Genomic DNA, 26,853 nt, shown 5'->3' with positions numbered 1-26,853 from the left:
CGCATCAGCGTCAGCGTCCGCATCAGCATCGGCATCGGCATCAGCATCCGCGTCCGCATCGGCGTCAGCATCCGCATCGGCATCCGCGTCCGCGTCAGCATCCGCATCCGCATCCGCGTCCGCGTCCGCATCGGCATCTGCATCCGCGTCAGCATCGGCATCAGCATCCGCATCGGCATCTGCGTCTGCATCGGCATCTGCATCGGAATCGGCGTCCGCATCCGCGTCGGCATCCGCATCAGCGTCCGCGTCCGCATCAGCATCAGCGTCAGCGTCCGCATCAGCGTCAGCATCGGCATCCGCGTCAGCATCCGCATCAGCATCAGCATCGGCATCGGCATCCGCATCAGCATCAGCATCGGCATCGGCATCGGCATCGGCATCGGCATCTGCATCGGCATCGGCGTCCGCATCCGCATCCGCATCCGCATCCGCGTCCGCATCCGCATCCGCATCCGCATCCGCATCCGCATCCGCATCAGCGTCAGCGTCCGCATCAGCATCGGCATCGGCATCGGCATCAGCATCCGCGTCCGCATCGGCGTCAGCATCCGCATCGGCATCCGCGTCCGCGTCAGCATCCGCATCCGCGTCCGCGTCCGCGTCCGCATCGGCATCAGCATCCGCGTCAGCATCGGCGTCAGCATCCGCATCGGCGTCAGCATCCGCATCGGCATCCGCGTCCGCATCCGCATCCGCGTCCGCATCCGCGTCCGCGTCCGCATCCGCATCCGCATCCGCATCCGCGTCAGCATCGGCATCGGCATCGGCATCGGCATCGGCATCGGCATCGGCATCGGCATCGGCGTCAGCGTCCGCATCCGCATCCGCATCCGCATCCGCATCCGCATCCGCATCCGCGTCGGCATCCGCATCAGCGTCAGCGTCCGCATCAGCATCGGCATCGGCATCAGCATCCGCGTCCGCATCGGCGTCAGCATCCGCATCGGCATCCGCGTCCGCGTCAGCATCCGCATCCGCATCCGCGTCCGCATCGGCATCCGCGTCAGCATCGGCATCAGCATCCGCGTCAGCATCGGCATCTGCATCGGAATCGGCGTCCGCATCCGCGTCGGCATCCGCATCAGCGTCCGCGTCCGCATCGGCATCAGCATCCGCGTCGGCATCTGCGTCCGCATCAGCGTCCGCATCCGCATCGGCATCGGCATCGGCATCGGCATCGGCGTCGGCGTCGGCGTCGGCGTCGGCATCGGCGTCAGCGTCAGCGTCCGCATCCGCGTCAGCATCCGCATCGGCGTCAGCGTCCGCATCGGCATCGGCATCGGCATCAGCATCGGCATCGGCATCAGCATCCGCATCGGCGTCAGCATCCGCATCCGCATCGGCGTCTGCATCGGCATCCGCATCAGCGTCCGCGTCCGCATCAGCATCAGCGTCAGCGTCCGCATCAGCGTCAGCATCGGCATCCGCGTCAGCATCCGCATCCGCGTCCGCATCGGCATCAGCATCCGCATCGGCATCCGCGTCCGCGTCAGCATCCGCATCCGCATCCGCATCCGCGTCCGCGTCCGCGTCCGCATCGGCATCAGCATCAGCATCAGCATCAGCATCAGCATCCGCGTCAGCGTCCGCATCGGCGTCGGCATCCGCATCCGCGTCAGCGTCAGCGTCCGCATCGGCGTCGGCATCCGCATCCGCGTCGGCATCCGCATCCGCGTCGGCATCCGCATCCGCGTCGGCATCCGCATCGGCATCGGCATCGGCATCGGCATCGGCATCGGCATCGGCATCGGCATCGGCATCGGCATCGGCATCGGCATCGGCATCCGCGTCGGCATCGGCATCCGCATCCGCATCCGCATCCGCGTCGGCATCGGCATCGGCATCAGCATCCGCATCGGCGTCAGCATCCGCGTCCGCGTCGGCGTCAGCATCCGCGTCCGCGTCGGCGTCAGCATCCGCGTCCGCGTCGGCGTCAGCATCCGCGTCCGCGTCGGCGTCAGCATCCGCGTCCGCGTCGGCGTCAGCATCCGCATCGGCATCGTCTTGCTCACCCGGTGACGTGTGCGCATCCTCGGCTGTCGCTACACCCCCCGAGCCACCGCTCTTACCGCCGCTGGCAGCAGCAATCCCTGCACCCAGCGCTGCGAGCGCACCCAGACCCAAAAGACCGAGACCGGCCAACCCCAAACCAGGCGCGGCTGCGACATTCGCGTTAAACCCGTTCAGTTGCTGCGCGCCCAGCACCAGCGGCGAGTCGGTGCCGTCCGCAAGGAAAGCGGCCTCATGGTCATGCTCGCCGTCTGAAGCGATATATTCGTGATACGCCCCGTCTTCGCCCAAACCGATCAGTTCGCCTTCATTGCCGTAAAAGTCTTCGATGATCAGTTGCGGTTGGTCGAGCTCCGTCCCTTCCAAGCTGACTAGAAGCTTTTTGCCGGAACGGCGAACGGTAATGTTTTGAGGAGCATGGCCGGTATCGTTGTGGGCCAGAATGAACTTGCCACCTTTGATGGCGCGGATATGAACGGGTGCGCCTCGCGCGGAATCGCGCAATTCGACCGTCTGCTTGATCGTGCTACCGTCGATAACGGCCAGCTTCACTGAACTCGTGCTCACAATAATGTTCCTTTCACTTGGAGTGGGCGCGCTGGCCCAGCTGGCCAGCAAATGGATGAAGAAAATCGTGACCCGGTTGCCACCGGATTCATCTACGTTCATTTTTGATAAGTGCCCCGGAAAACGAAACCGGACCGATCCGCTTTCCATTAGGACTGGAACGAAAACGGCGTCCTGCTGGAAAATCAGCCAGGGCAACCAACCGACTTAGCTGTTAGGGAATGTCCGAAAAGGCTGTCGCGTTGAGGTCCCGGTGAACTATCCTTGGGCAACAAGAATCGGTGGCGGCGGAGCTTGAAATTCTTCCCGAGATGTCGCTTCGGATCTCCTACGAAGTACGCCCGGACTGATGCCCCTTGCCGGTAGGTTCCGCTGTTGACGCTGTGTGAGATCCCGTGTCTGAGGGTGAACACAATCGATGGACGCGATAGTCTGCTCGAACCGTTCGGCTACGTCTTCGTAGTTCAGTGCCTTCCTCGGACGCTCGCCGATCCTTTCGCCGACAGCATGCAAAGCGTCGTCGTACCCGGGAAACAGCAACGGTTCGAAGCTGCGCTCCCGGTCGAGGGATGCTTTGATGCAGAGCGGGCTTGTTCGAGAACAGGCCACCCCATGTCGAATGGTCGATGAGGCCGCCGAAGACATCAGCTCTTTCCCAGCCGGTCTGGTCCACGGAAAGACTGTTTTCCACCGTAGGTTTCTTCAAGGGTTCCAGCTCAAGGAGTTCGAAGACGTATCTCGCCTCCTACCGTTCTGCCATTTCGTCCGAAATCGCGACCGCCTCTTGCGTGCACGCATCGGGTAACTGTTGTGACGACGACACACCGCGCGTCATTTGCGGGCCGATCGGTCAGTGCGGCGCACGGGCGGCGCGCCATCGCCCCCCGCAATCGCTTACACTGAAACCGCTTTGCGCAGCGTTTCCGCTTCGCGAGCGCGCCCCCGCCGCCACGCGCCGTCCATCGGAAAGCACGCTGCCTTCGCGCAGTCGTGCGGCTCGCGCGACGCTTTTGAACCGGCAACAGAACGGACTGGACACACCATCGATGAAAACGCCAGCGGACCGATTTCTCGCCCTCGATGCAGCACTGAACGAAACCCGCACCACCGCCGACGCCTACGGCAATCACGCCCTCGACGAGTTTCTCGCCGGCCGCATCACGCGCCGCGAACTGCTGCGGCATGCGAGCGTGATCGGCCTGTCGCTCGCGGGCGGCGGCCTGCTCGGCACGCCGCGAGCGCGGGCGCAAAGTGCGCCGGCCGCGTCGAACCAGACGATCCGCGTTGCGCATCTGACGCCGGCGGGCGCCGTCGATCCGCTAACGGTGACCGACGCCGCGAGTCTCGCGCTGCTGAATCAGACCGGCGAATTCCTGATCGACGACGACAGCGAGAAGCTGATGCTGAAACCGGCGCTTGCGCTGTCATGGAAGCCGAACGACAAGGGCGACGTGTGGACCTTCAAGCTGCGCGAGAACGTGAAATTCCACGACGGCCAGAGCTTCGGCGCGAAAGACGTGGTCGCCACCTTCGACCGCCTGGCCGATCCCGCGAGCGGCTCGGCCGCGCTATCGGTGCTAAAGGGCGTGCTGTCGAAAGGCGGCGCGAAGGTCGTCGACGAACACACGGTGGAGTTTCATCTCGACGCGCCCATCGGCAATTTTCCGTACTACGTTTCCTCGGATAATTTCAACGCGGTGATACTGCCCGCGAACTTCACGGGCAATTACGAAAAGAGTTTCATCGGCACCGGTCCGTTCAAATTCGAAAAGTATCAGCCGAAGGTCGGCGCGTCTTTCGTGCGCAATCCCGACTACTGGGGCGACAAAGCGCTACCGCAACGCGTACAGTTTTCGTTCTACGCCGACGAGCAGGCCCAACTGCTCGCATTGCAAGGCCATCAGGCCGACGTGATGGGCACCTTCACCGTGCAAGGCGGCGCGGCCATCCTGAACAATCCGGACTTCAAGGCGGTCGGCGTCAAGTCGAGCGCGCATCGGCAGATTCACATGCGCAACGACAGCCCGCTCTTCAAGGACAAGCGCGTGCGCCAAGCGCTCGCGTTGGCGCTCGATCGCGACGTGCTCGTGCGCGGCCTCTTCAAGGGCCGCGCGCAACTCGGCAACGACAGCCCGTTCGCGCCGGTGTTCCCGTCATCGGACGCGGGCGTGCCGCAACGCAGGATCGACGTTGCGAAGGCGAAGCAACTACTCGCGCAGGCTGGCATGCCGAATGGTTTCGACGTCACGCTGACCACCGAAAAATACATGGAGATTCCCGACCTCGCGGTCGTCGTGCAGAATGCCGCGAAAGCGATCGGCGTGCGCATCAACCTGAAGGTCGAGAGCCAATCGCTCTACTACGGCGCGGGCACGCCGGGCAAGTCCGACTGGCTCGACTCGCCGCTCGGCATCACCGACTACGGCCATCGCGGCGTGCCGAACGTGTTCCTCAACGCAACGCTGACGAGCAACGGCACGTGGAACGCCGCGCACTTCAAGAATCCGCAATACGATCAACTCGTCGCGCAGTTCGTCGCGGCGATCGATCTCGCCACGCAGAGGAAAATCTCCGGGCAGATCCAGACACTCCTGCTCGACGAAACGCCGCTCATCATTCCGTTCTTCTACGATCAGCTCATCGCGATGCGCAAGGGCGTGAACGGCGTGCGCTTCACCGCGCTCGCGCAACTGTATTTCGATCGCGCGACGTTGAGCGCGTAAGCATCGCGCTCTGCGCAGGAGAATTTCCGATGTCGGCTCCGGCACCCTCTCCCGCATCGAATCAATCGCGTGTGCCGCGCACGACCAACGGCAACGCGCGCCGCGTCGCGCGTTTTCTGGCGACGCGCGCCGGTCTTTCGCTGATCACGCTGTGGCTGCTGTCGCTGATCGTGTTCTCGGGCGGCCAGTTGCTGCCTGGCGATATCGGCCGCGCGGTGCTCGGGCCGCTCGCCGATGCGCGCGCGGTCGCCGCGCTCGATCATCAGCTCGGCGCCGACCGGCCGCTCTTCACGCAGTACATCGACTGGATCACGCATTTCGTGCGCGGCGACATGGGGATGTCGTATGCGTACCGCGAACCGGTCGGGCCGTTCATCACCGATGCGCTCGTGCATTCGGCCAAGCTCGGCTTGCTCGCGTTCATCGTCGTCGTGCCGCTCGGCATCGCGGGCGGCGTGTGGTCGGCGATGCATGCGGGGCGCTGGCTCGATCGCACGATCAGCATTGCCGGTTTGTCGGCGACCGTGGTGCCGGAGTTCGTGTCGTCGGTCGTGCTGATTCTGGTGTTCGGCGTATGGCTGCGCTGGCTGCCGATCGAAGCCTCGTTTGCGCCCGACGCGAACGTGCCCGAACAGTTGCGGCATCTGCTGCTGCCGGTGCTGCCGCTCGTTCTCGTGTTCTTCGGCTACATCGCGCGGATGGCGCGTGCGGGCACCGTCGAGGCGCTCGACGCCGACTATACCCGCACCGCGATCCTCAAGGGTTTGCCGCGCCACATCGTGATCTGGCGGCACGTGCTGCGCAACGCGCTGTTGCCGACGATCACTGTCGCCGCCACCCAGCTCGGCTACATGATCGGTGGGCTCGTGGTGGTCGAGACGCTGTTCCACTACCAGGGCATCGGCTCGCTGATCTACAACGCCGCCAAGGCGAAGGACTTTCCGATGCTCGAAGCGGGCGTGCTGGCGATAGGCGTCGTCTACACGCTCGCGAATCTGGCCGCCGATGCCCTGCATGTGCTGCTCAATCCGCGGCTGCGGGTGAGGACCACCGAATGAATACGACCGTGCCGCCAGCTTCGTCGACGCCACCAGGCCCGCCTGCCCCGGGCTCCGCGCCCCGCGCGGCCGTCGAGCCGCGCTTCCCGCACCTGCTTTTACTGCTGCGCTCGCCAACCTTCATCGTGGGCGCGCTGATCGTCGCGTGGTGGATCGTCTGCGCGATTGCCGGGCCGTGGTTCGTGCATCTCGATCCGTACGCATCCGATCCGCTCAATTCGCTGACGCCGCCCGATCGCGCGCACTGGTTCGGCACCGATCAGCTCGGCCGCGACGTGTTCTCGCGCGTGATCGTCGGCGCGCGCGACATCCTGACGATCGCGCCGCTCGCGACGCTGCTCGGCACGGCGGCGGGCACCGCGCTTGGCCTGCTGGTGGGCTATTTCGACGGCTGGGTCGACGACGTGATCGGCCGTCTCATCGACGCGGTGCTCGCGCTGCCGCTCGTGATCGTCGCGCTGCTCGCGCTCGCCGCGGTCGGCGCGTCGAACTTCACGGTGATTCTCGTGATCGGCATCACGTTCACGCCGATCACCGCGCGCACCGTGCGCGCCGCCGTGTTCGCCGAGCGGCATCTCGACTACGTGGCCGCCGCTCAGCTGCGCGGCGAACGCGCGCCGTACATCATGTTCGCGGAGATCCTGCCGAACGTGCTGCCGCCGATCGTCGTCGAGGCGACCGTGCGGCTCGGCTATGCGATCTTCGCGGTCGCGACGCTGTCGTTTCTCGGCTTCGGCATCCAGCCGCCGTCCGCCGACTGGGGTCTCGCGCTGTCGGAGTCATACACGCTGATGGCGGGCGGCGCGTGGTGGACCGTCGTGTTCGCGGCCGGCGCGATCGCGTCGCTGGTGGTCGGCGTCAATCTGGTCGCCGACGGCGTGCAGGGAGTGCTCGACCGATGAACGGCCCGCCGCCCTCCTCGTTCGCCGCGTTCGACGTGTCGAAAAGCGATCGCACCGATGCGCTGACCGTGGTCGGCCTGACGGTCACCTACCGGATTCGCGGACGCGATCGTGAAGTGCTGCAGGACGTGTCGTTTCGTGTACGGCGTGGCGAGGCGTACGGGCTCGTCGGCGAATCCGGTTGCGGCAAGTCGACCGTCGCGATGGCGACGGTGCGCTATTTGCCGCGCAATGGCAAGGTGAAGGCCGGCAAGATCGTGATCGCCGGTGAAGACGTGCAGAAGCTCGGCGCCGATGCGCTGCGCAGCATGCGTGCGACCACCGTCTCGATGGTCTATCAGGACCCGGGGCGCGCGCTCAATCCCTCGCTGACGATCGCCCGTCAGGTCTCCGAAGCATTCGAGGCAGCCGGCGTGGCGCGCGACGAGGCGCTGCAACGCACGCTCGACATGCTCAAGCGCGTGCACATCGCGGCGCCCGAGCGCGTGATGGACAGCTATCCGCATCAATTATCGGGCGGCATGCAGCAGCGCGTCGTCATCGCGATGGCGCTCGCATCGAACCCCGTGCTGCTGATTCTCGACGAGCCGACCACCGGCCTCGATGCGACCGTCGAAGCGGAAGTGCTCGACCTCATCGCGCAGTTGCGCGAGGAGCTCGGCACCGCGGTGCTGTTCATCAGCCACAACCTCGCGGTGATCGCAAGCATGTGTGAACGCGTCGGCGTGCTGTACGCGGGCAAGCTGGTCGAGGAAGGTGCAACGCAGGACGTGTTCGCCCGGCCGCGCCATCCGTACACGGTGGGGCTGCTGCGCTGCCTGCCCACGGCCGGACGCAGCAGGGACAGCGAGCGGCTCGATACGATCGCGGGCGGCTTGCCGCTGCCGGGCTCGGTCACGCGGGGCTGTATCTACGCGGAGCGCTGCCGTCTCGCCGACGAGCGCTGCCGCCGCGACGCGCCGCCGCCCTACCGGCTCGGCGCCGCGCATGGTGATCAGATGGCGCGCTGTCATTATCACGAGCGCGCGATCGAGCTGCCGCATGCGGCGTCGAGCGCGGCGCCTTCGCATTGCGCGTCACCCGGCGCGCCGCCGCGCGCGCACGCCGCGCCGGTGCTGCGCGCGCGTAACCTGTCGAAAACATTTCACCTATCCGGCGGCCCGTTGCGCGCGGTCGACGACGTATCGCTCGAACTCGCGCGCGGCGAGACGCTCGGCCTCGTCGGCGAATCGGGCAGCGGCAAGACGACGCTCGCCCGGCTGATGCTCGGCCTGCTCGCGCCCGATGCCGGCGGCTCGCTCGAACTCGACGGCGCGCCGCTCGCCGCGCGCGTCACGCGCCGCAGCGACGAGCAGCTGAAGGCGCTGCAGATCGTGTTCCAGAATCCCGACTCGGCGCTCAATCGCGCGCACTCGGTCAAACGGATGATCGGCCGGGCGCTCGCCCGCTTCACTGCGTTGCGCGGGCCCGCGATCGACGAACGGCTCGGCACGCTGTCGGACGCCGTGCGGCTGCCCGAGCGGTATCTCGACGCGCGCTCGCGCCAGCTATCGGGCGGCCTCAAGCAGCGCGTCGCGATTGCCCGGGCGTTCGCCGGCGAGCCGCGTGTCGTCGTATGCGACGAGCCGACTTCATCGCTCGACGTGTCGGTGCAGGCCGCGATCCTGAACCTGCTCGTTGATCTGCAGCGCGAGCGCGGCGTCAGCTATGTGTTCATCTCGCATGATCTGCATGTAGTGCGCTACGTGTCGGACCGCATCGCGGTGCTCTACCTCGGCCGGCTGCTCGAAATCGGTCCGGCGGCGGCCGTGTTCGATGGGCCGCAACATCCCTATACCGAAGCGCTGCTGTCCGCCGTGCCGACGCTGCCGGGCGACGGAGCGGCCGGCGAGCCGCTTCGGCGCGCGCGCATCCGTCTCGCGGGCGAGCTGCCGGAACCGGGCGCGATGCCATCGGGCTGCGTGTTTCACACGCGCTGTCCGCGCAAGCTCGGCGCGATCTGCGAGCAGCAGGACCCGCCGTTTCTCGACGCGGGCGGTGCGGCGGACCAGTCTTCGGCGCATCGGATTCGCTGCCACATTCCGGTCGCGACATTGCGCGCGCTGCAAAGCGAACCGCGCGGCGACAACGCGGCCAACCCGACCACCGGCGGTGGCTCGGGCGACACGTCGGGCAGCACCGGTTAGCGCCGATCCGAAGCCGATCGGCTTCGCACGAAACTGCATCGCGCTTCAGGCCGACTTCCTTAACGAATCCCGCGCGGAAACACGCTTCTTCGGCCGCGTGTTTCATCATCGAAACGTTTTCCGGCTTTTTTCCGGCGCGGGCATGGCACCTCCCGAGACCGCCCGCGTCGCATCAAGGCTTGGCGACGCATGGCATGGATATCGCTACATGGATATTGGTGAATGGTGGCCAGAAATTCGAAGTCAAACCGGGCGCGCGACGCCGCGCACATCCGCACGACGAGCGCCCTCACGAGACGGCGCGAGATCGCACGATCAGCGCGGCAGCGACGCACGGACAACTTCGACAGAACGCACTCGGGGTGCAACGAGATCCGCGCTCTACCCGCCGGCGACATGTCCCGGCATACTGTCCGCTATCCGCCGGCAACGACGGTGATGTCCCGCTCCACCCGGTCGGGCGTCGCGGCCCGAGGCCGGCCGGGGCGGCCGACCTGCCTTCGGCGAGCGGTGCGGCGGAAACACAACCCCATTGCAGGCGAGTGTTATGGAACCAATCCGAGACGACCGCCTCATATCAGATTCATCGTTCGATATGAGGGCCCACGACATGCATCGAAGCGTTCCTCCCGCCGCAACCCGCATGGCAGCCGCCGTGCTGATGACGGCCGCCCTGGGCCTTGCATCGCTCGCCAATGCGCAAACGCCCGCGCAGCCGATGGCGCCAACGTTGTCGCAGGCGGCGCCCCCGATCGACCCGACGTTCTCCGCGTACTCACTCGTGCAGAGCTGCAAACAGCGCCAGGATAACGTCGCGCAAGGCCAGTGCGTCGGCGCGATCCGCGGCATCATCCACGGCTATCAATACGGCGTGCTGTTCCTCGCCCAGCGCGCCACGCTTCCCCCCAACGAAATGCAACGCGTGTCGCTGTGCCTGCGCGATGTGCCGGTGTCGTCGATCGTCGACGACTTCCTCGCCGACGCCGCGCAGGTCCCGGACGACGCGCTGCAGCACACGCCCGCCGAAGTCGCCGTGCTCGGCTCCGTGCATCAGCATCACGCCTGCACGTGAGCGCATCGTCAGCGTGAGCGGCATCATTAACGCCCGCAGCGCACCTCGCCTCGCGCGCCGCCGCTTTGCAACGGGCGGCGGCGCCGAGGCTTACAACATCTCCAGCGCACGCTTGCCGCGCGGCGGCTTGAAGTACGCGTCGAGCGCGGCGAGTTCGCCGGCTTCCAACACCAGGTGCGACGCGCGATGGTTGTCCCGCACGTGCTCGACGCGCGCCGCCTTCGGAATCGCGCACACGTTGGGCTGGCCCAGCACCCACGCGAGCGCCACCTGGAACACCGAGATGCCGCGCGCGTCGGCGATGTCGTCGAGCGGCGAGCGTTTCGGCAGGCGCGCGTGATCGACCGGGCTATACGCCATCGCCGGTATGCCGCGCCCGGCGAGCCACGGCAGCAGATCGAACTCTGGCCCGCGCCGCGCGACGTTGTACAGGATCTGATTGGTTACGCACGCGTCGCCGCCCGGGATTGCGACGAGTTCTTCCATGTCGCCGGTATCGAAGTTGCTCACACCCCAGTGACGAATCTTGCCCGCGCGCCGCAGCGCCTCGAAGCCGTCAACGGTTTCCGCGAGCGGCACGGAACCGCGCCAGTGCAGCAGATACAGATCGAGCCGGTCCGTCTTCAGGCGCTTCAGACTCCGCTCGCACGCGGCGATCACGCCACGCCGGCTCGCGTTGTACGGATAGACCTTGCTGACGAGAAACACCTTGTCGCGCAAACCGGCGAGCGCTTCGCCGAGCAGCGACTCGGTCGCGCCGTCGCCGTACATTTCGGCGGTGTCGATCAGCGTCATGCCGAGTTCGACACCGCAGCGCAGTGCATCGATTTCCGCCGCGCGCCGTGCCCGCTGCTCGCCCATCTCCCACGTGCCCTGCCCCAGGGCCGGAATGCGCTCGCCGCCAGGCAGGCTCACGCTTCTGATTTCGCTCGTCATGCTGACTCCTCGACAGTACCTCGGTCCCGATGCGATGCGACTACACGCCGCCTCATCCTGCAACGCCGGCGACGTGAAACTTAGCGACGAGTTTAGCGGCTTGGCGGCCGCGCGGCGGCGCGCCCGGTAAAAGCCCGCTATAACGGGACGCGCCGATGTTTTAAAATTGCCGCTTGCCCATCTTGCGTGAGCCCCATGACTTCTGCCTCGGAAGACCGCTGGCGCGACCTGCGCCCGGACCCGGAAAACGACACACCGCTCTATCTGCAACTCGCCCGCAAGCTCGGCAATGCGATCCACGAAAACCGCTGGAACGCCGGCGAGGCGCTGCCTTCGGAGCGCGTGCTGTCCGAGGCGCTCGGCGTGTCGCGCATCACGTCGCGCAAGGCGATTGCGCTGCTCGTCGAGCAGGGTTTGATCCGCCGCACTCAGGGCGCGGGCAGCTTCATCACGCCGCGCTACGAAGATCCGTTGTCGCGTCTGTCGAGCTTCAGCGAAATGCTGCGGCGGCGCGGCTTCACGCCGAGTTCGAAATGGCTGTCGCGCGAAATCTCGCCGGCCAATCGCGACGAGGTGATCCAGCTGGGTCTGTCGCCGGCCGCGGCGGTCACGCGGCTGCGGCGGCTGCGGCTTGCCGACGGCATCGTGATGGCGGTCGAGAACTCGACGTTTCCAGCCGCCGTGATTCCCGATCCGCAGGCAATCGGCGATTCGCTCTATACGTATCTGGAAAATCGCGGACTGACGATCGTGCGCGCGTTGCAGCACTTTCGCGCGGTGAACGCGAGCGACGAGATCGCGCAGCAGATGAGCATCGCGCCGAACGACGCATTGCTGTTGATCACACGCGTCGGTTATACGGCGGATCAGCGGGCGATCGAGCTGACCGACACGTATTGCCGTAACGATTACTACGATTTCGTCGCGGAGCTAAGGAAGTAGGCCCAGGCGCCTCACGCCCACCGGGCTTCGTGCGCGCCGACGCGCGCCGGCGGCAGCGCATAAAACGCGGGCGTTTCCGCCAGTTCCTCCGCAGGCTGAACGCCGAGCACGCGCCCGAATTCGGATTGCACGGTCGCGACGCAATCGCGCACCTCGTCGAGCAGCAGCTCGGGCGACCGCTGCCCATCCGCCAGCAGTCCGAACGACTGCAGCCACCGCCCGGTCTGGGCGAGCGACACCTTCACATGCCAACTGCCGCCCTCGCGAGCCCGCCGCGCGAGCGCGACCATCGCGCCGAACGCGGCCAGATAACCGGTCGCGTGATCGAGCGCCTGACACGGCAGATGGCGTGGCTCGGCTGAGCCCGCCGCCGCGCGCTCGGTCCACGCGATGCCGCTGGCCGACTGCACCAAACTATCGAAGCCGCGTCGCTGCGCCCACGGCCCCGTATGCCCGTACGCGCACACCGAGACATAGACGATGCCGGGCCGCAGCCGCGCGAGGTCCTCCGGCCCGAAGCCGCGCGCCGCGAGCGCGCCTGGACGATAGGCCTGCAGGAACATGTCGGCATCGCGCGCGAGTCCGCGTAGCGTGTCGCAGCCGGCCGCGTCGCGCAGATCGACGAGCGCCGAACGCTTGCCACGGCCGTTGTCGATCACGAGCGGCGCGATGTTCGGCAGATGCGGCCCGTTGATGACCAGCACGTCGGCGCCATGATGCGCGAGCGCGCGCCCGGCCACCGGCCCCGCGATGATCCGCGACAAATCCAGCACCCGCACGCCCGAGAGCGGGCGGTCGATGCCGGTGTCGGCATCGGCCTGTTGCGGCGGCTCGGCCGGCGCATCGCCGATGCGTTCGATCTCGAACAGCGGCAAGCGTGCGATGGCTTTGGCCTGTTCGAGCGCCGCCCATTCGTCTGGCGTGCGAATCAATGCGGCGCACAGTCCCGCATCGGCGAGCGTGCGATCAAGCGTCGCGCCCTCCCAGCCGCGAATCGCGGCCGCCACCGGCTCGCGTCCCTGATCGCAGCCAAGCACGTCGAGCACGCCCCGCAGATGATGCGCGAAATTCGTATGCAGCTGGATCCAGCGGCCGTCGCCCGTTTCATAGAAGCCGGTGACCGGATCGCGCAGAAGCGGCGGCGGCCCGTCGTCGATCCGCAGATAGCGTTCGCTGCGAAACGCCGCCAGCGCACGACGCATCTGCACCGACACCTGCTGCCTGCGGCCGCTGCGCAAGCGCCAGTATTCGGCGGCGGCGAGGCCCGTCGCGGCGATCGTCGCCGCTGCGAGACTGCCGACGCGATAGACCGACGGCAAGCCGGGGTCCGCGCCGGCGAGCGACACGCTGTGCAGCGCAACCGGATCGCAGCCGGCGAGGGTCCAGATATGCTTGAGGGCGAGTTCGGGCGTCATGGCATCGGGCGCGCGGGTCGCGCGGACAGGAAGCAGGTGAACCGAGTCTAAATTTCCGACTTGCCGCAATCAATCTTGATTATGATAATCAATATATATTGATTTCTTCGGTTTCCTCGCGTTTTCATGCCAGGCTCAATCTACCTGACCGCCGCTGAAGCGGCCGCGACGCTCGGCGTCAGCTTGCCGACGCTGTATGCGTACGTGAGCCGCGGCATGCTCGGCTCCTCGCCGGATGCGCAAGGCCGGCATCGGCTCTACGATGCGGCCGAGGTGCGCCGGCTCGCGCGCCGCAAGGCGGACGGCAAGCGCGCGGGCAAGGTCGCGCAGAAGGTGCTCGATTGGGGTGTGCCGGTGCTCGAATCGTCGATCACGCTGGTCGCCGACGGTCGCCTGCTGTATCGCGGGCACGATGCGATCGAGCTTGCGCGCAGTGCGTCGCTCGAAGACGTCGCGGCGCTGCTGTGGGAATGCAGCGCGCGCCGCATCGCCGATGCGCCCGCCGCGCCGCTCGCTCCCGCGCAGTGGGCCGCGTGGCTCAAGCTGTGGAGCGACAGCACGCCGCTCGATCGCGCGCTCGTGCTGCTGCCGGCCGCCGCCGCGCAGATGCCGCGCGTGTGGGCGCTCGGCCGCGATGCGCAGCTCGACACCGCCTGCGCCGTCATGCGGCTGCTGGCCGCCGCGATGCTGCCGGCGGCGGCGTCGAACGAACCGCTGCATCGCCAGATCGCGACAGCCTGGCGAGTACGAAGCCGGCCGCAAAGCGGCCTGTTGCGCGCGGCACTCGTCGCATGCGCGGATCACGAGTTGAACGCGTCGACGTTCACGGTCCGCTGCATCACGTCGACGGGCACGCACCTGTTCGGCGCGGTCGCCGGCGGGCTCACGGCGCTCTCCGGGCCGCGTCACGGCGGCGAAGTCGCGCGCATCGCGGCGCTGCTCGACGAAGCGTCGCGCGCGCCAGATCTGGACCGCTATCTGGCCAACCGTCTCGCGCGCCACGAGCACGGCACCCAGGGACCGGTGTTATCGGGCTTCGGTCATCCGCTTTATCCGGAGGGCGATCCGCGCGCGCGGCTGTTGCTGACGTTGCTCGCCGATTGCGCGCCGGCCCGCTCACCGCTCAACGAGGTGCTGAAGCTCGCGCAAGCGGTGCGCGACACGACGGGCGCGGAGCCGACGGTGGATTTCGCGCTCGCAGCGATCGAGCGCGTGCTCGGCCTGCCGGCGGGGGCCGGATTCACGCTGTTCGCGCTCGGGCGAGTGGTCGGCTGGATCGCGCACGCGATGGAGCAGACGCGCGACGGCCGGTTGATCCGGCCGCGAGCGCGGTATATCGGGGAGTATGAGGCGGGAGGGGATGCTTAGAGGCTACCGAGGGGCTGCAAAGCGGCGCTCGCCGTTCGCGCTGCCTCAAGCCGCGCCTGCCCGGCGCGCCAGCCAACCCGGCATCGGCCAGCCCAGTGGCAGCTTCGGCAACTTTCGCTCCGAGGCGCCCGCGAGCGCGAAACGCGCCGCCGCCCGCTCAGCGCTGATCCATGCCACCGATCCACGCGCCAACTCGATCGACTCCCCCGCCGCCAGCCAGTAATCCTGATGCTCGCCCTCGACGGTCAGCCAGACGTTGCCGCTGATCACCTTGAAAATCGTCGGACGTGCGACCCGCCAGGCCGTGACGGGCTCGCCATGTTCCAGCTCGAAAACTCGCACTTCGCGCATCGCCGTTCTCCTTGAAGAACTTTCTGTTGTACCGATTATTGACGTGCGATCATCGAACACCCATGCACAGTTCCAAACACTTTCAACGGAACTGTTCAGTTGAAAAACCGAACAGTTGGCGTGACCGCGAACGAAGGCAAGCGCATGAAACTCGAAATCCAGCTCGATCGCAACAACGGTGTGCCGCTCACCGAGCAGATCGTCACAGGCGTGTGTGCGTGGATCCGGTCGCGCAGTGCGCATCCGGGCTCGAAGCTGCCGTCGATCCGCCAATTCGCGGCCGACTTCGGCGTAAGCCGCTTTCCGGTGATCGAAGCGTACGACCGGCTGGTATCGCTCGGCTATGTCGATTCGCGCCACGGCTCCGGTTTCTACGTCGCCGATCGTCAGCCGCCGGAAGTAGCCTGCCAGGGCACCTCCGACCCACGCCGCGCCGATGTCGAGTCGAACCATCTGCTAGCGCAATTCAACTTTTCAGGCGAGACGCTGAAGCTCAGCTCCGGCTTCATTCCCGAGAGCTGGCGCGACATCGATGGCATCGCGCAGGCGATCCGTCAGGTGACGCGAACCGATCCGGCGAGCATGGTCGAGTACGCGACGCCGCTCGGCCATCCTGTCTTGCGCGAGCAGTTGCGAACCCGTATCAGCCAGTTGGGCATAGAGGCAGAGGCGTCGCAAATTCTCATCACCAACGGCGCGAGCGGGGCGTTCGATCTGCTGGTGCGCTACATGCTCAAGCCCGGCGACACGATCTTTGTCGAGGACCCCGGGTACTACAACCTGTACGGCTTGCTGCGGCTGCACGGCATGGAGCTGATCGGCATTCCACGTACCGGCAATGGTCCCGATCTCGACGTGATGCAGGCACAACTGAAGCTGCACCGGCCCAGATTGCTGCTCATCAACACCGTGTTCCACAATCCGACCGGCACCACGGTCGCACCGCAGGTCGCGTTCCGTCTGCTGCAACTGGCGCGTGAGCATGGATTCCAGATTATCGAAGACGATATCTACGCGGATTTTCAGACAGAGATCACCGATCGCCTCGCCACCCTCGACCAGCTCGAACAGGTGATCTACATCGGCGGTTTATCGAAGACGCTGTCGTCCTCGCTGCGGATCGGTTACGTGGTAGCGAATCACGCGATCATCAAGGATCTGGTCGACATCAAGATGCTGACGAGCATTGGCTGCTCACGCTTTGCCGAAGCGGTGGCGGTGTCGATGCTGGAGCGCGGCGCGTATCGCAAATATCTCGAGCGGCTGCGCCGCCAGATGCGCGGCGCGCTCGGCTCGACCGTCCAGACGCTCGAACATGCCGGCTGGGAGATTTTCGCAGAGCCAGCGGGCGGCAAGTTCGTGTGGGCGCGCGTGCCCCACGTCGCGGATGCCGGGCGGCTGGTTGAATGCGCCGCGCCGGCCGGCGTGACCGTACTGCCCGGACAACACTTCAGGCCGAACCGGGAAGCGAGCCCGTGGATCAGGATTCATGTGGCCTTTGGCAACGAGCCGCGGGCGCAAGCGTTCTTTCATGCGGCGGCGCAGTTGCCAGCCGATGCGTGAACACAGCCCGGTGCGTGGCCGTCGCGGAGCGCGACCCCATGCGCAATAGTGCACCACCGGCTGCACCGGGCCGCGCTCTTCCCTAGAATAGCGGCTCCCTGCCCGACCTCGCGTGCCCAGCACTTTCCATGTCCACGACACCGACTCCGCCTGCCCTCGCTCCCGAGATCCCGTCGGGCCCATCGCCCCGCTCGCTTACCGTGATGCTGTGGCTCGTGGCCACCGGCTTCTTCATGCAGACGCTCGATTCGACGATCGTCAACACCGCGCTGCCCGCAATGGCGACAAGCCTCGGCGAGCTGCCGCTGCGCATGCAATCGGTGGTAATCGCCTACTCGCTGACGATGGCGGTGATGATCCCCGTGTCCGGCTGGCTCGCCGACAAGCTTGGCACGCGACGCGTGTTCTTCAGCGCGATCCTCGTGTTCGCGGTGGGCTCGTTGCTGTGCGCGAACGCGCATACGCTGAACCAGCTGGTGCTGTTCCGCATTCTGCAAGGCGTGGGCGGCGCGATGCTGCTGCCGGTTGGGCGGCTCGCGGTGCTGCGTACCTTTCCGGCGGAGCGCTATCTGCCGGCGCTGTCGTTCGTGGCGATCCCGGGCCTGATCGGACCACTGATCGGACCGACGCTCGGCGGCTGGCTCGTCAAGATCGCGTCGTGGCACTGGATCTTTCTGATCAACGTGCCGGTCGGCATCGCCGGCTGCATTGCGACGTTTATTTTCATGCCGGACAGCCGCAACGAGCACGCGGGCAGATTCGACCTGGGCGGCTATCTGCTGCTCGTGGTCGGCATGGTGGCGATTTCGTTCGCGCTCGACGGCCGCACCGAGTTCGGCGTTCAACATGCCACGGTGCTGGTGTTGCTGATTCTGAGCCTTGCGTGCTTCGTTGCGTATGGTCTGCACGCGGTGCGCGCACCCGCGCCGATCTTCCCGCTCGATCTGTTCAAGATCCACACTTTTAGCGTCGGACTGCTCGGTAATCTGTTTGCGCGGATTGGTAGCGGCTCGATGCCCTATCTGCTCCCTCTGCTGTTGCAGGTGAGCCTCGGCTATAGCGCCTTCGAAGCCGGTCTGATGATGCTGCCCGTGGCGGCCGCGGGCATGGTGACGAAGCGTCTCGTGACGAAACTGATTCTGAAATACAGCTACCGCAGCGTGCTGATGGCGAACACGATTCTGGTCGGGCTGATGATGGCGAGCTTTTCTCTCACGAGCACGGCTCAGCCGCTCTGGCTGCGACTCGTGCAACTGGCGATCTTCGGCGGCGTGAACTCGATGCAGTTCACCGCGATGAATACGCTGACGCTGAAGGATCTCGGCACCGGCGGCGCGAGCAGCGGCAATAGCCTGTTTTCGCTCGTGCAGATGCTGTCGATGAGTCTGGGCGTGACGGTGGCCGGCGCCCTGCTGACAACCTTTACCGGCATCATGCAACGCGTGAGCGCCGCGAGTTCGTTGCCCGCGTTTCATGCGACGTTCCTATGTGTCGGCATCATTACCGCATGCTCGTCATGGATCTTTGCGCAACTGTCGCCGGATGTCCGCACGCCCGCGAAAAAAACCGACCCTTCGGAGCGCACCTGAAAGCCGCACGCAGCACCGCGAAGAGCGCCGCCGATCCTCAACGGGGCGCATCCCGCACCAGCGAAGTGCGCGTCGTCGCCTTCGTACTGCGGCGGGCGCACAATGGTTGCCTCGCAGCATCGCTGCCCGACGCTCAAGCCGGGTTGGCGCTCGCGCATATTTCTTGCTCGTCTATCCTGTAGACTCCGGGGCGGTGCGTGCGACCTCGTGCCGAGCCTCGCAAGCGCCGCCATTTCCCCACGACTGACATGATGAGCATGATCGAACTCGATCCTCCCGGCTTCCAGCCACCACGTCCGATGGCCGGCGACGAAGGCTCCCGGCGTACCGTGCTGTACGGCGGCTACACTGTTTTCAGCGTGTTTCAACCGGTTTTCTCGGTGTCGCACCGGCGCGCGATCGGGTATCACGCGTCGCTGCGCGCCCATGACGAGCATGCAAGGCAAGTGCCCTCGCACGAAGTCTTTACCCAGGCCGCGCGACGCGGCGACCTGCTGGAACTCGGACGGTTGGCAGAATCGCTGCACCTCGGCAACTTCAACGCGTTTGACAGCCATGACGAATGGCTTTTCCTCAGCCTGCATCCGGCCGCACTGATGGACACCAGTTACGGTGACGCGCTGCTGGCCAGCCTGAAAGCGCTTGGTCTGCCGCCGCAACGCGTGGTGCTCGAAGTATCCGAACAGGCTGGCGGCGAGACCACACGCTTTGCCGAAATCGTCGATTCGCTGCGCAAGTCCGGTTTCCTGATCGCGCTCGACGGCTTTGGCGCCAAGCATTCGAACATCGACCGCGTGTGGCATCTGCGGCCGGACATCGTCACGCTCGACCGTTGCATACTCGCGCAAGCGAGTGAACACTCGCATATCGAACGCGTGTTGCCGGGCCTCGTCTCTCTGCTGCACGAGTCTGGGCAATTGGTGTTGATGGGCGGTCTGAGCAGCGAGCGTGACGCGCTGATCGCGCTCGAATGCAATGTGGATTTCGTCCAGGGCGCATTTTTCGCGGGTCCGAGCGTCGAGCCCGTCAAGCCGCAAGTCGCAGCCGGCCTGATGGATTCGCTCTCCGCCGCGCTGCGCGAGCGCGTTGCCGCTCGCGAGAAGGCCCAGTCCGCGCGGCTCGCTCCGTATGTCGCCGCACTCGAGGCAGCCGCCGCGCAGTTGATTGCCGGGGAGTCGATCGCACAGGCCACGACAGATTTGCTCGCGCTGGGTGAAACGGCGCGCTGCTTCGTTCTGGACGGTTCGGGCCGGCAGATCGGCGACAACGTGCTGCCGCCGGGCCGCACATCGCAACGCGCGAAGCGCTTTAGCCCGCTGCTGCATTCCCAGGGCGCGAGTTGGGAACGCCGCCCGTATTTCATTCAGGCGATGCGTCAACCGGGCCGGGTTCATCTGACGCCGCCCTATCTGTCGATCAACGAGGCGCACCTGTGCGTGACCGCGTCGATTGCTGCGCACACGCCGCATGGAACACAGGTGCTATGCGTCGACATCAACTGGGAAGTCGCGGCTCACCGTAACTGACTCCCCCGGATGGCCCTTGATCCGGCCAAGCAGTACCTTGACGGCCTCGCGGCCCAGCATCTGATTGGCCGCCTGCAAATGCGCGGCGCTGGTGAGGATGCGCAGCGAGACGATTCTCGCCGAGAGATCCGTTGCGCCATCCGTCTGCACGTCGATCAGCCCGATGATGTCGCCGTCGCAAAACAACGCGATACACACTGCCCCGTCCATCGACACCACCTCGGCATGGCTCGCCTGGTGCGCAAGCGATGTAATGGCACCCATCCATCCAGGATCCGACACTGGTTCACGGGCGCGCAGCGCTTGGGTTTCAGGCGCTGGAGCATGTGCACGAAGGGACGGGTTGACGGTGGGAAGCGAAGCGGGTGCAGCGCACAGAGGTACGTCGCTGATCAGTTGAGGTGTGTCGCTGAAAAGCTGCAACAGGCCGGCCCGGTCTTGCGCTTCGAGCGCCACGCGCAAGCGCTCGACGATGCGCCCATGCACCACGGGATCGGGCCGTTCCAACGGCGCTCCCGCACGCCGCAGACGCTCCCTGGCGCGATGAACCATTTGCCGGCAGCCGGCCGGGGTGCGCTCGAGAATCGAGGCGATTTCCGCGTACTCGCACTCGAACGCTTCATGCAGGACGAACGCTGCGCGTTCGTCCGGCTTCAAGTGTTCGAGCAGCAGCATGACGCCATATGACATATCCGCCGCGCGCAACGCCAACTCCTCCGCCGACGGCGCGACTTCGTCGAGCCACGGCTCCGGCAACCAGCCTCTTGCCTGCGACGCGCGCTCGCGCTGCGCGTGCCGCAGACGGTCGATCGCCGTGCGCGTGGCGAGCGTGGTGAGCCACGCGGCCGGCGTTTGCACCGCCTGCGTATCGGCCAGATGCCATTTGAGCCAGACGTCCTGCACCACGTCTTCGGCTTCCGCGCGGCTGCCGAGCATCCGGTATGCGAGTGCCAGCAGACGGGCGCGAGCGGCCTCGAAACTGGATGCCTTGTCGATTCCCTGATCCGTCATGCGTAGACCTCCCGTTCGTGCGTGGTGAAAAAGCGGCTGCGTACCGATGGCATGGCCGAGCTGCTCGCCATGTTCGGTATTCCTGATCTTGACGCATGAGCAGCGGGTGATGTGACAGCGACGCACAAAAAATTTTCTGTCACACGGCCGGCCGCTAGGTCGTCAAATGGGCAACAACCAGTGCATGTCTCGCAGCTTCCAGCCCACGGCCGCATGCGCATGCCGGAACGCCCATGCCGCTCAACCTGATCGAGGACCCTATGCCTTCCAATTACCCATCTGTCTCCGGGCTGGGCCTTGTGCCCACGGTGATCGAACAATCCGGCCGGGGCGAGCGCGCCTACGACATCTACTCCCGCCTGCTGCGCGAGCGCATCGTTTTTCTCGTCGGTCCCGTGAACGAACAGTCTGCCAGTCTGATCGTCGCGCAATTGCTGTTTCTCGAATCGGAGAACCCCGACAAGGATATTTCTTTTTACATCAATTCGCCCGGCGGCTCCGTGTATGACGGCCTTGCGATTTACGACACCATGCAGTTCATCAAGCCCGAGGTCTCGACCTTGTGCACCGGGTTTGCCGCGAGCATGGGGACCTTTCTGCTGACCGCCGGTCAGCGCGGCAAACGGTATGCGCTACCCAATGCGCGCATCATGATTCACCAGCCGTCCGGCGGCGGTCAGGGCACCGCGGCGGACATCGAAATCCAGGCGAAAGAGGTGCTGTACGTGCGGGCACGCCTCAATGCGATGATGGCCGAGCGCACCGGACGCAGTATCGAAGACATCGCGCGCGACACCGACCGCGACAACTTCATGTCGGCGCTCGAAGCGAGGGAATACGGGTTGATCGATGACGTGCTCGAAGCTCGCACCACGTTGAACAACACGGTTCGCCGCGAGACCATGCTGCGAGACTGACACGACGCCGCTTACCGGGCGGCTTGCTGAACATTTTCACCTGCCTATCGGTGCGAGCGCGCCATAAAAGCTGCTCACCTTCGCTGGAATCGCTATCATGTCGCGAATCGTCGAGTTCGACGACCGCTTCAATGGAGATACACATGGCGTCATCCAACGAAAACGTCAGCATGGCGCTATTCTGCGACTTCGAAAATGTCGCGCTCGGCGTGCGCGACGCAAAATACGACAAGTTCGACATCAAGCTGGTGCTCGAACGCCTGCTGCTGAAGGGCAGCATCGTCGTCAAGAAAGCGTATTGCGACTGGGATCGCTATAAGAGCTTCAAAGGGGCAATGCACGAGGCCAATTTCGAGTTGATCGAAATTCCCCATGTGCGCCAATCGGGCAAGAATTCGGCCGACATCAGGCTCGTGGTCGATGCGCTCGATCTCTGTTACACGAAATCGCACGTCAACACGTTCGTTATCATCAGTGGCGATTCGGACTTCTCGCCGCTCGTGTCGAAGCTGCGCGAGAACGCCAAACAGGTGATCGGCGTCGGCGTACAGCAGTCCACCTCGGATCTGCTGATTGCGAATTGCGACGAGTTCTTCTTTTACGACGATCTCGTCCGCGAAAGCCAGCGCGCAGTTGCGAGGCGCGAGACGTCGCGCCAGCAGCAGAACGCCCAGCAGGCGGCCAGGCGTCCGACTGATGAAGAGAAGGCCCCGCCCAAGGAAGATCTGGAAAAGCGCCGCAGCAAGGCCGTCGAGATTGCGGTGCAAACATTCGACGCGCTCGCTTCCGAACGAGGTGATAGCGGCAAGATCTGGGCGTCCGTGCTGAAGAACGCGATCAAACGGCGCAAACCGGATTTCAACGAGACCTATTACGGTTTTCGCGCTTTCGGCAATCTGCTGGAAGAAGCGCAGGCGCGTGGGCTGCTCGAATTCGGCCGCGATGAGAAGTCAGGCGCGTATGTTTATCGAAGCACGGTTGTGAACGTCGCGGGCGAAGCTGCCAGTGAAACCATGAGCGAATCCGGGACGGAGTCTGCCGAAACGGGGGCGACTGAACGGGCAGCCGAATCTTCGCATGAAGCGCAAGCGGCGGTTTCTGAGTCGGGTGGCAAGCACAAGTCGCGGCGCAAAGACCGGAGCAATCGCAAGTCCGGCCGTGGTCAGCAGGAAGCCGCGCATGACAAGCCCGTTCGCCGCGAAGTTGTTGATGAAGGAGCTGCGGCTGCCTTGACGGCTTCCACCGAGCACGCCGAACAGACCCAGAGGCATGAGCCGCACGAACATGCGCTGCTCTCACATGAGCCCGTCACTGAATCGATAGCTGAAGAACCCGACACTCGCGCTGCAGCCGCGAACGCGGATACGACCGAAGGGGAACAACCCGCGCAGCGTCAAAGCGCCCAAAAGCGCGCATCGCGCAAAACGGCCACGAAGAAAGTGAAGAAAAGCACGCCGCGCACGATGGAGGAAGTACCGGAGATAGCAGCGCCGGTCGAAGCGCCTGCGCCGGCAGTCAACACGGCAGAAGCGCCTGCGTCCGCGACGAAGACCGCCCGTAAAACGGCGTCTCGCAGCCGTCGTCCGCGCAAGGCGGCGTCAGACGACATCGCGGAGTAAGCAAGCCGGCCGGCGCCAAACAATCACCGCTCAGTACGCTGGATAAGGCGCATACATGACCGGCGGCGGTGCGTAGTAAGGGCGCGGTGCGACATACACCGGCTGCGTCGAATAGTAAGGTTGCGGCTGAGCGATCGTCTCGCCCTTCGAGACCATGCATTGGGCGTAGGCGGTGTCGTAGCGCGCCTGGATGGCGGCTGCCGAATACTGTGCGCCATTCGCACCGTTCGCGCCACCGATCAGCAGGCCGCCGCCTGCGCCGATCGCAGCGCCCGCGCCGGCATTGCCCCCCGCCGCACCGAGCAACGCGCCGATCGCCGCGCCGCCGAGCGTGCCGAGCGCCGCGCTGTTCACACTATTCGTGGTGGCTGCCTGCGCCGTACCGGACGGATTCGTCGTCTGATTCGCGTAATCCCGGCACGCGTAGTCGTTCTGCTGGAACTGGCTGAGGGACTCGCCGCTATGCGGCATCGCGACCACGCTCGGGCCGCTCGGCGGCGCCACCGCGCAACCGCCCAGCGCGAGGGCGACGACGGCGGCGGGGATCGCGAGGCCGATCGATTTATGGTTGGAAATCATGGTAGTGCACTTCGAGAGATGGGAATTCAAACGTTAGGCTAACCGCAAAATTCCGTGGTTACGTCTTCGTTACAGAAAGTTTTTTGCGCGCCTCGCCTCCCGACTGCCTCGAAAAGAGAAAGCCCTCGCACAGGAGGGCTTTCGCGTTTCGCTACCATCACCGATCGCAACGACAAGAACCGCTTCGGGCTATCCAAACCTGGCGTCAGGTCACGATCTCAGGCGGCAACCGGCAATCTCAGGCGAAGTTCTTCGCTGCGAAGTCCCAGTTGACGATGTTCCAGTACGCTTCGACGAACTTCGGACGCGCATTGCGATAGTCGATGTAATAAGCGTGCTCCCAAACGTCGATCGTCAGCAGCGGCTTTGCGTCGGTGGTGAGCGGCGTCGCGGCGTTGCTCGTCGACACCAGGTCGAGCGAACCATCAGCCTTCTTCACGAGCCATGCCCAGCCCGAGCCGAACGTGCCGACCGCGGTCTTTGCAAACTCTTCCTTGAACTTGTCGAACGAACCCCACTTCGCGTTGATCGCGTCAGCCAGCGCGCCCTTCGGTGCGCCGCCACCTTGCGGCGACAGGCTGTTCCAGAAGAACGTGTGATTCCACACCTGGGCCGAATTATTGAAGATGCCGCCCGACGACTTCTTGACGATCTCTTCCAGCGTCAGGTTCTCGAACTCCGTGCCCTTGATCAGATTGTTCAGGTTGGTCACATAGGTCTGGTGATGCTTGCCGTAGTGAAACTCGAGCGTCTCTTCCGACATGTGCGGAGCGAGCGCGTTTTTCGCGAACGGCAGCGGCGGGAGCGTATGTTCCATGGTGCTTTCCTTATCTCTGTATCTGTTGTGGGGAGTCTGCGGATGACGCTATCGAGCACTCGATTGTAGGCGAGTTGGAATAACCCCGCAAACCGACGGCCTTTATGTTCGGCGCGACGAACACGCCTTGTGCAAGGCCATTTGAAGCGGTACGCACGTCGCGTGCCTGCACTGTCGGACGACCGGAAAAGAGCACCATTCGGCCGCCGGCGAAACGTCAGAAACCGTCGGTCAAACGCGTCTGCACGTCGGCGAGCGCGATGTCGGCCGAGCCTTCGGCGAGATGCATCGTCAAACGGCGACCGGGTTTCAGCGACGACGGCGCGCGTATGGCCTGACCGCTTTGCGCGTCGAGCACGGCCGCATAACCGCGCTCGAGCGTGCGCTGTGGACTCAGCACTTCGAGTCGCGCGCCAAGCATGTCGATACGCGCGACCTGACGCTCATGCTGGCGCGACAGCGCCGCATCGAGACGCTGAGCCAACATGGTGACGCGCGCGCGCTCGGCCGCGAGATCCGGACGCCAGCGTTGCCAGCGCATCTGCAGCAGCGAAAATCGCGCGCGAGCATCGCGCACCGGCCGCGCGCCCGCCGACGCGAGCCGCACGCGCAACTGCTGCAGATGCGTGCGCTGCCGCGCGAGCCGCTCGGCCGGCGACACGAGCCGGCGCGCCAGCCAGTCGAGCTGTTGCGCGCGCCGCTCCATCATGCGGCCGAACGCGCGTGCGACCGCCGCGTGCCGTTGATCGAGTTCGCGCAACAGCATGACGCGCTGCGGACTCACGAGCTCAGCGGCACCGGTCGGCGTGGGCGCGCGAACGTCGGCGGCGAAATCGGCAATCGTGAAATCAGTTTCGTGACCGACGCCGCTCACCACGGGAATGACGCTTTGCGCGATCGCGCGCGCGAGAACTTCTTCATTGAAGGCCCACAGGTCTTCAATCGACCCGCCGCCGCGACACACGATCAGCACGTCGACCTCGCGGCGTGCGCCGGCCGTCTCGACCATTGCCGCGAGCTTCGCGCTCACGCCCACGCCCTGCACCGGCGCCGGATAAACGATCACCGGAATATGCGGCGCGCGGCGCGACAGCGTCGTCAGCACGTCGCGCAACGCGGCCGCCTGCAACGACGTGACGATACCGATCGCGCGTGGATGCGTTGGCACCGCGCGCTTGCGCTCGGCGGCGAACAGCCCCTCGGCCTCCAGCTGCGCCTTCAGTCGCAAAAACGCTTCGTACAGCCGTCCCTGACCGGTGCGGCGCACCGCTTCGACATTCAGTTGCAGTTCACCGCGCGGCTCGTACATCGTGACGAGCGCGCGCACTTCGATGCGATCGCCTTCGCGCGGCATGAATTCGGCGTACTGCGCGCGACCGCGGAACATCACGCAGCGCATCTGCGCCTGCGCGTCCTTGATCGAGAAATACCAGTGGCCACTCGCGGCGCGCGTGAAATTCGACACTTCACCTGCGACCCAGACGAGCGGAAACGAGCGCTCGAGCATCGTGCTGATGGCGCGATTGAGCGCGGAGACGGGAACGACGACCTCACCGCCTGATGTGGCCGCCGAAGCAAAAGGATTTTCGGGATTCATGCGAGGAATAAGTAGGACTGGCCGGACAGACGATAGACCGAGCGGCCAGTGGCGTCCAGCCGGAATCGCAGGATTGTTAAAAGTGTCCACACGGCGGGTCCC

Annotated in this window: 21 protein-coding genes; 14 read left to right on the top strand and 7 right to left on the bottom strand. The window is 65.3% G+C overall.

Going from position 1 to position 26,853, the window contains the following annotated elements; all coding sequences use genetic code 11:
• The 7 genes from LJ655_RS17590 to LJ655_RS17560 form a co-directional block, all read left to right on the top strand.
• On the top strand, window positions 1–2,022 hold a 2,022-nt coding region (locus LJ655_RS17590; protein WP_230562512.1), incomplete at its 5' end, for a hypothetical protein.
• Between the two features lie 408 nt (window positions 2,023–2,430).
• A complete protein-coding gene (locus LJ655_RS17585) occupies window positions 2,431–2,568 on the top strand; it encodes a hypothetical protein (RefSeq protein ID WP_230562511.1) in 138 nt (45 codons plus the stop codon).
• A 1,058-nt stretch (window positions 2,569–3,626) separates the two neighbouring features.
• On the top strand, window positions 3,627–5,303 hold the full coding sequence (locus LJ655_RS17580; protein WP_230562510.1) for an ABC transporter substrate-binding protein: 1,677 nt from the start codon (window positions 3,627–3,629) through the stop codon (window positions 5,301–5,303).
• A gap of 29 nt (window positions 5,304–5,332) precedes the next feature.
• Complete coding sequence (locus LJ655_RS17575; protein WP_230562509.1) at window positions 5,333–6,361, top strand: ABC transporter permease; 1,029 nt, start codon at window positions 5,333–5,335, stop codon at window positions 6,359–6,361.
• Window positions 6,358–7,263 carry an ABC transporter permease gene (locus LJ655_RS17570; protein ID WP_230562508.1) on the top strand — a complete coding sequence of 302 codons (906 nt, stop codon included), beginning with the start codon at window positions 6,358–6,360 and terminating at the stop codon, window positions 7,261–7,263. Before LJ655_RS17575 ends, LJ655_RS17570 begins: the two co-directional genes overlap by 4 nt.
• Window positions 7,260–9,449 carry an ABC transporter ATP-binding protein gene (locus tag LJ655_RS17565; RefSeq protein ID WP_230562507.1) on the top strand — a complete coding sequence of 730 codons (2,190 nt, stop codon included), beginning with the start codon at window positions 7,260–7,262 and terminating at the stop codon, window positions 9,447–9,449. Before LJ655_RS17570 ends, LJ655_RS17565 begins: the two co-directional genes overlap by 4 nt.
• Before the next feature lie 610 nt (window positions 9,450–10,059).
• Window positions 10,060–10,521 carry a Rap1a/Tai family immunity protein gene (locus tag LJ655_RS17560; protein ID WP_230562506.1) on the top strand — a complete coding sequence of 154 codons (462 nt, stop codon included), beginning with the start codon at window positions 10,060–10,062 and terminating at the stop codon, window positions 10,519–10,521.
• Window positions 10,522–10,611: 90 nt separating this feature from the next.
• Here the strand turns inward: LJ655_RS17560 and LJ655_RS17555 are convergent, their stop codons facing one another.
• Window positions 10,612–11,457, bottom strand: a complete 846-nt coding sequence (locus LJ655_RS17555; protein WP_230562505.1) for an aldo/keto reductase — start codon at window positions 11,455–11,457, stop codon at window positions 10,612–10,614.
• Window positions 11,458–11,652: 195 nt separating this feature from the next.
• Here LJ655_RS17555 and LJ655_RS17550 point away from each other — a divergent pair, with 195 nt between their 5' ends.
• Complete coding sequence (locus LJ655_RS17550; RefSeq protein ID WP_230562504.1) at window positions 11,653–12,399, top strand: GntR family transcriptional regulator; 747 nt, start codon at window positions 11,653–11,655, stop codon at window positions 12,397–12,399.
• 11 nt (window positions 12,400–12,410) lie between these two features.
• Here LJ655_RS17550 and LJ655_RS17545 read toward each other — a convergent pair whose 3' ends face one another.
• Window positions 12,411–13,814 (bottom strand): CoA transferase, encoded by a 1,404-nt coding sequence (locus LJ655_RS17545; protein ID WP_230562503.1) that lies wholly within the window; start codon window positions 13,812–13,814, stop codon window positions 12,411–12,413.
• A 126-nt stretch (window positions 13,815–13,940) separates the two neighbouring features.
• On the opposite strand from LJ655_RS17545, the gene LJ655_RS17540 reads away from it, so the two are divergent.
• Window positions 13,941–15,182: a citrate/2-methylcitrate synthase gene (locus LJ655_RS17540; protein WP_230562502.1), complete on the top strand. Its 1,242-nt coding sequence runs from the start codon at window positions 13,941–13,943 to the stop codon at window positions 15,180–15,182.
• Window positions 15,183–15,227: 45 nt separating this feature from the next.
• Here the strand turns inward: LJ655_RS17540 and LJ655_RS17535 are convergent, their stop codons facing one another.
• Complete coding sequence (locus LJ655_RS17535) at window positions 15,228–15,533, bottom strand: DUF2917 domain-containing protein (protein WP_230562501.1); 306 nt, start codon at window positions 15,531–15,533, stop codon at window positions 15,228–15,230.
• A 144-nt stretch (window positions 15,534–15,677) separates the two neighbouring features.
• Here LJ655_RS17535 and LJ655_RS17530 point away from each other — a divergent pair, with 144 nt between their 5' ends.
• From LJ655_RS17530 to LJ655_RS17520, 3 genes are all read left to right on the top strand, one after another.
• Entirely contained in the window at window positions 15,678–17,096 is a 1,419-nt protein-coding gene (locus LJ655_RS17530) for an aminotransferase-like domain-containing protein (protein WP_230562525.1), read from the top strand.
• A gap of 128 nt (window positions 17,097–17,224) precedes the next feature.
• Window positions 17,225–18,685 carry a multidrug transporter subunit MdtD gene (gene mdtD / locus LJ655_RS17525; RefSeq protein WP_268991535.1) on the top strand — a complete coding sequence of 487 codons (1,461 nt, stop codon included), beginning with the start codon at window positions 17,225–17,227 and terminating at the stop codon, window positions 18,683–18,685.
• A gap of 251 nt (window positions 18,686–18,936) precedes the next feature.
• On the top strand, window positions 18,937–20,211 hold the full coding sequence (locus LJ655_RS17520; RefSeq protein ID WP_230562523.1) for an EAL domain-containing protein: 1,275 nt from the start codon (window positions 18,937–18,939) through the stop codon (window positions 20,209–20,211).
• Here LJ655_RS17520 and LJ655_RS17515 read toward each other — a convergent pair.
• Window positions 20,167–21,222 carry a sigma-70 family RNA polymerase sigma factor gene (locus LJ655_RS17515; protein WP_230562500.1) on the bottom strand — a complete coding sequence of 352 codons (1,056 nt, stop codon included), beginning with the start codon at window positions 21,220–21,222 and terminating at the stop codon, window positions 20,167–20,169. The genes LJ655_RS17520 and LJ655_RS17515 overlap by 45 nt on opposite strands.
• Window positions 21,223–21,482: 260 nt before the next feature.
• Here LJ655_RS17515 and clpP point away from each other — a divergent pair, with 260 nt between their 5' ends.
• Window positions 21,483–22,139: an ATP-dependent Clp endopeptidase proteolytic subunit ClpP gene (gene clpP / locus LJ655_RS17510; RefSeq protein ID WP_230562499.1), complete on the top strand. Its 657-nt coding sequence runs from the start codon at window positions 21,483–21,485 to the stop codon at window positions 22,137–22,139.
• A 143-nt stretch (window positions 22,140–22,282) separates the two neighbouring features.
• The gene (locus LJ655_RS17505) at window positions 22,283–23,758 is read left to right on the top strand and encodes an NYN domain-containing protein (protein WP_230562498.1); all 1,476 of its coding nucleotides are present in this window, start codon (window positions 22,283–22,285) and stop codon (window positions 23,756–23,758) included.
• 30 nt (window positions 23,759–23,788) lie between these two features.
• Here the strand turns inward: LJ655_RS17505 and LJ655_RS17500 are convergent, their stop codons facing one another.
• The 3 genes from LJ655_RS17500 to xseA form a co-directional block, all read right to left on the bottom strand.
• Window positions 23,789–24,337, bottom strand: coding sequence for a glycine zipper family protein (locus LJ655_RS17500; protein ID WP_230562497.1), 549 nt, complete (start codon window positions 24,335–24,337; stop codon window positions 23,789–23,791).
• 238 nt (window positions 24,338–24,575) lie between these two features.
• Window positions 24,576–25,154: a superoxide dismutase gene (sodB, locus tag LJ655_RS17495; protein ID WP_230562496.1), complete on the bottom strand. Its 579-nt coding sequence runs from the start codon at window positions 25,152–25,154 to the stop codon at window positions 24,576–24,578.
• Window positions 25,155–25,371: 217 nt separating this feature from the next.
• Complete coding sequence (gene xseA, locus LJ655_RS17490; RefSeq protein ID WP_230562495.1) at window positions 25,372–26,751, bottom strand: exodeoxyribonuclease VII large subunit; 1,380 nt, start codon at window positions 26,749–26,751, stop codon at window positions 25,372–25,374.
• Window positions 26,752–26,853 lie beyond the last annotated feature (102 nt).

It is taken from the genome of Paraburkholderia translucens (assembly GCF_020881035.1).
GTDB lineage: Bacteria > Pseudomonadota > Gammaproteobacteria > Burkholderiales > Burkholderiaceae > Paraburkholderia > Paraburkholderia translucens.
The sequence above is the reverse complement of the archived record's forward strand: the minus strand, read 5'-3'. Positions and strand labels throughout refer to the sequence as shown.

Coding starts and splice junctions, on each gene's coding strand:
- LJ655_RS17545 (WP_230562503.1), bottom strand. CDS start 13,814: ATGACGCCCGAACTCGCCCTCAAGCATATCTGGACCCTCGCCGGCTGC.
- LJ655_RS17570 (WP_230562508.1), top strand. CDS start 6,358: ATGAATACGACCGTGCCGCCAGCTTCGTCGACGCCACCAGGCCCGCCT.
- clpP (WP_230562499.1), top strand. CDS start 21,483: ATGCCTTCCAATTACCCATCTGTCTCCGGGCTGGGCCTTGTGCCCACG.
- LJ655_RS17515 (WP_230562500.1), bottom strand. CDS start 21,222: ATGACGGATCAGGGAATCGACAAGGCATCCAGTTTCGAGGCCGCTCGC.
- LJ655_RS17550 (WP_230562504.1), top strand. CDS start 11,653: ATGACTTCTGCCTCGGAAGACCGCTGGCGCGACCTGCGCCCGGACCCG.
- LJ655_RS17555 (WP_230562505.1), bottom strand. CDS start 11,457: ATGACGAGCGAAATCAGAAGCGTGAGCCTGCCTGGCGGCGAGCGCATT.
- LJ655_RS17585 (WP_230562511.1), top strand. CDS start 2,431: ATGGCCGGTATCGTTGTGGGCCAGAATGAACTTGCCACCTTTGATGGC.
- xseA (WP_230562495.1), bottom strand. CDS start 26,751: ATGAATCCCGAAAATCCTTTTGCTTCGGCGGCCACATCAGGCGGTGAG.
- LJ655_RS17500 (WP_230562497.1), bottom strand. CDS start 24,337: ATGATTTCCAACCATAAATCGATCGGCCTCGCGATCCCCGCCGCCGTC.
- mdtD (WP_268991535.1), top strand. CDS start 17,225: ATGTCCACGACACCGACTCCGCCTGCCCTCGCTCCCGAGATCCCGTCG.
- LJ655_RS17520 (WP_230562523.1), top strand. CDS start 18,937: ATGAGCATGATCGAACTCGATCCTCCCGGCTTCCAGCCACCACGTCCG.
- LJ655_RS17535 (WP_230562501.1), bottom strand. CDS start 15,533: ATGCGCGAAGTGCGAGTTTTCGAGCTGGAACATGGCGAGCCCGTCACG.
- LJ655_RS17565 (WP_230562507.1), top strand. CDS start 7,260: ATGAACGGCCCGCCGCCCTCCTCGTTCGCCGCGTTCGACGTGTCGAAA.
- LJ655_RS17575 (WP_230562509.1), top strand. CDS start 5,333: ATGTCGGCTCCGGCACCCTCTCCCGCATCGAATCAATCGCGTGTGCCG.
- LJ655_RS17580 (WP_230562510.1), top strand. CDS start 3,627: ATGAAAACGCCAGCGGACCGATTTCTCGCCCTCGATGCAGCACTGAAC.
- LJ655_RS17530 (WP_230562525.1), top strand. CDS start 15,678: ATGAAACTCGAAATCCAGCTCGATCGCAACAACGGTGTGCCGCTCACC.
- sodB (WP_230562496.1), bottom strand. CDS start 25,154: ATGGAACATACGCTCCCGCCGCTGCCGTTCGCGAAAAACGCGCTCGCT.
- LJ655_RS17540 (WP_230562502.1), top strand. CDS start 13,941: ATGCCAGGCTCAATCTACCTGACCGCCGCTGAAGCGGCCGCGACGCTC.
- LJ655_RS17560 (WP_230562506.1), top strand. CDS start 10,060: ATGCATCGAAGCGTTCCTCCCGCCGCAACCCGCATGGCAGCCGCCGTG.
- LJ655_RS17505 (WP_230562498.1), top strand. CDS start 22,283: ATGGCGTCATCCAACGAAAACGTCAGCATGGCGCTATTCTGCGACTTC.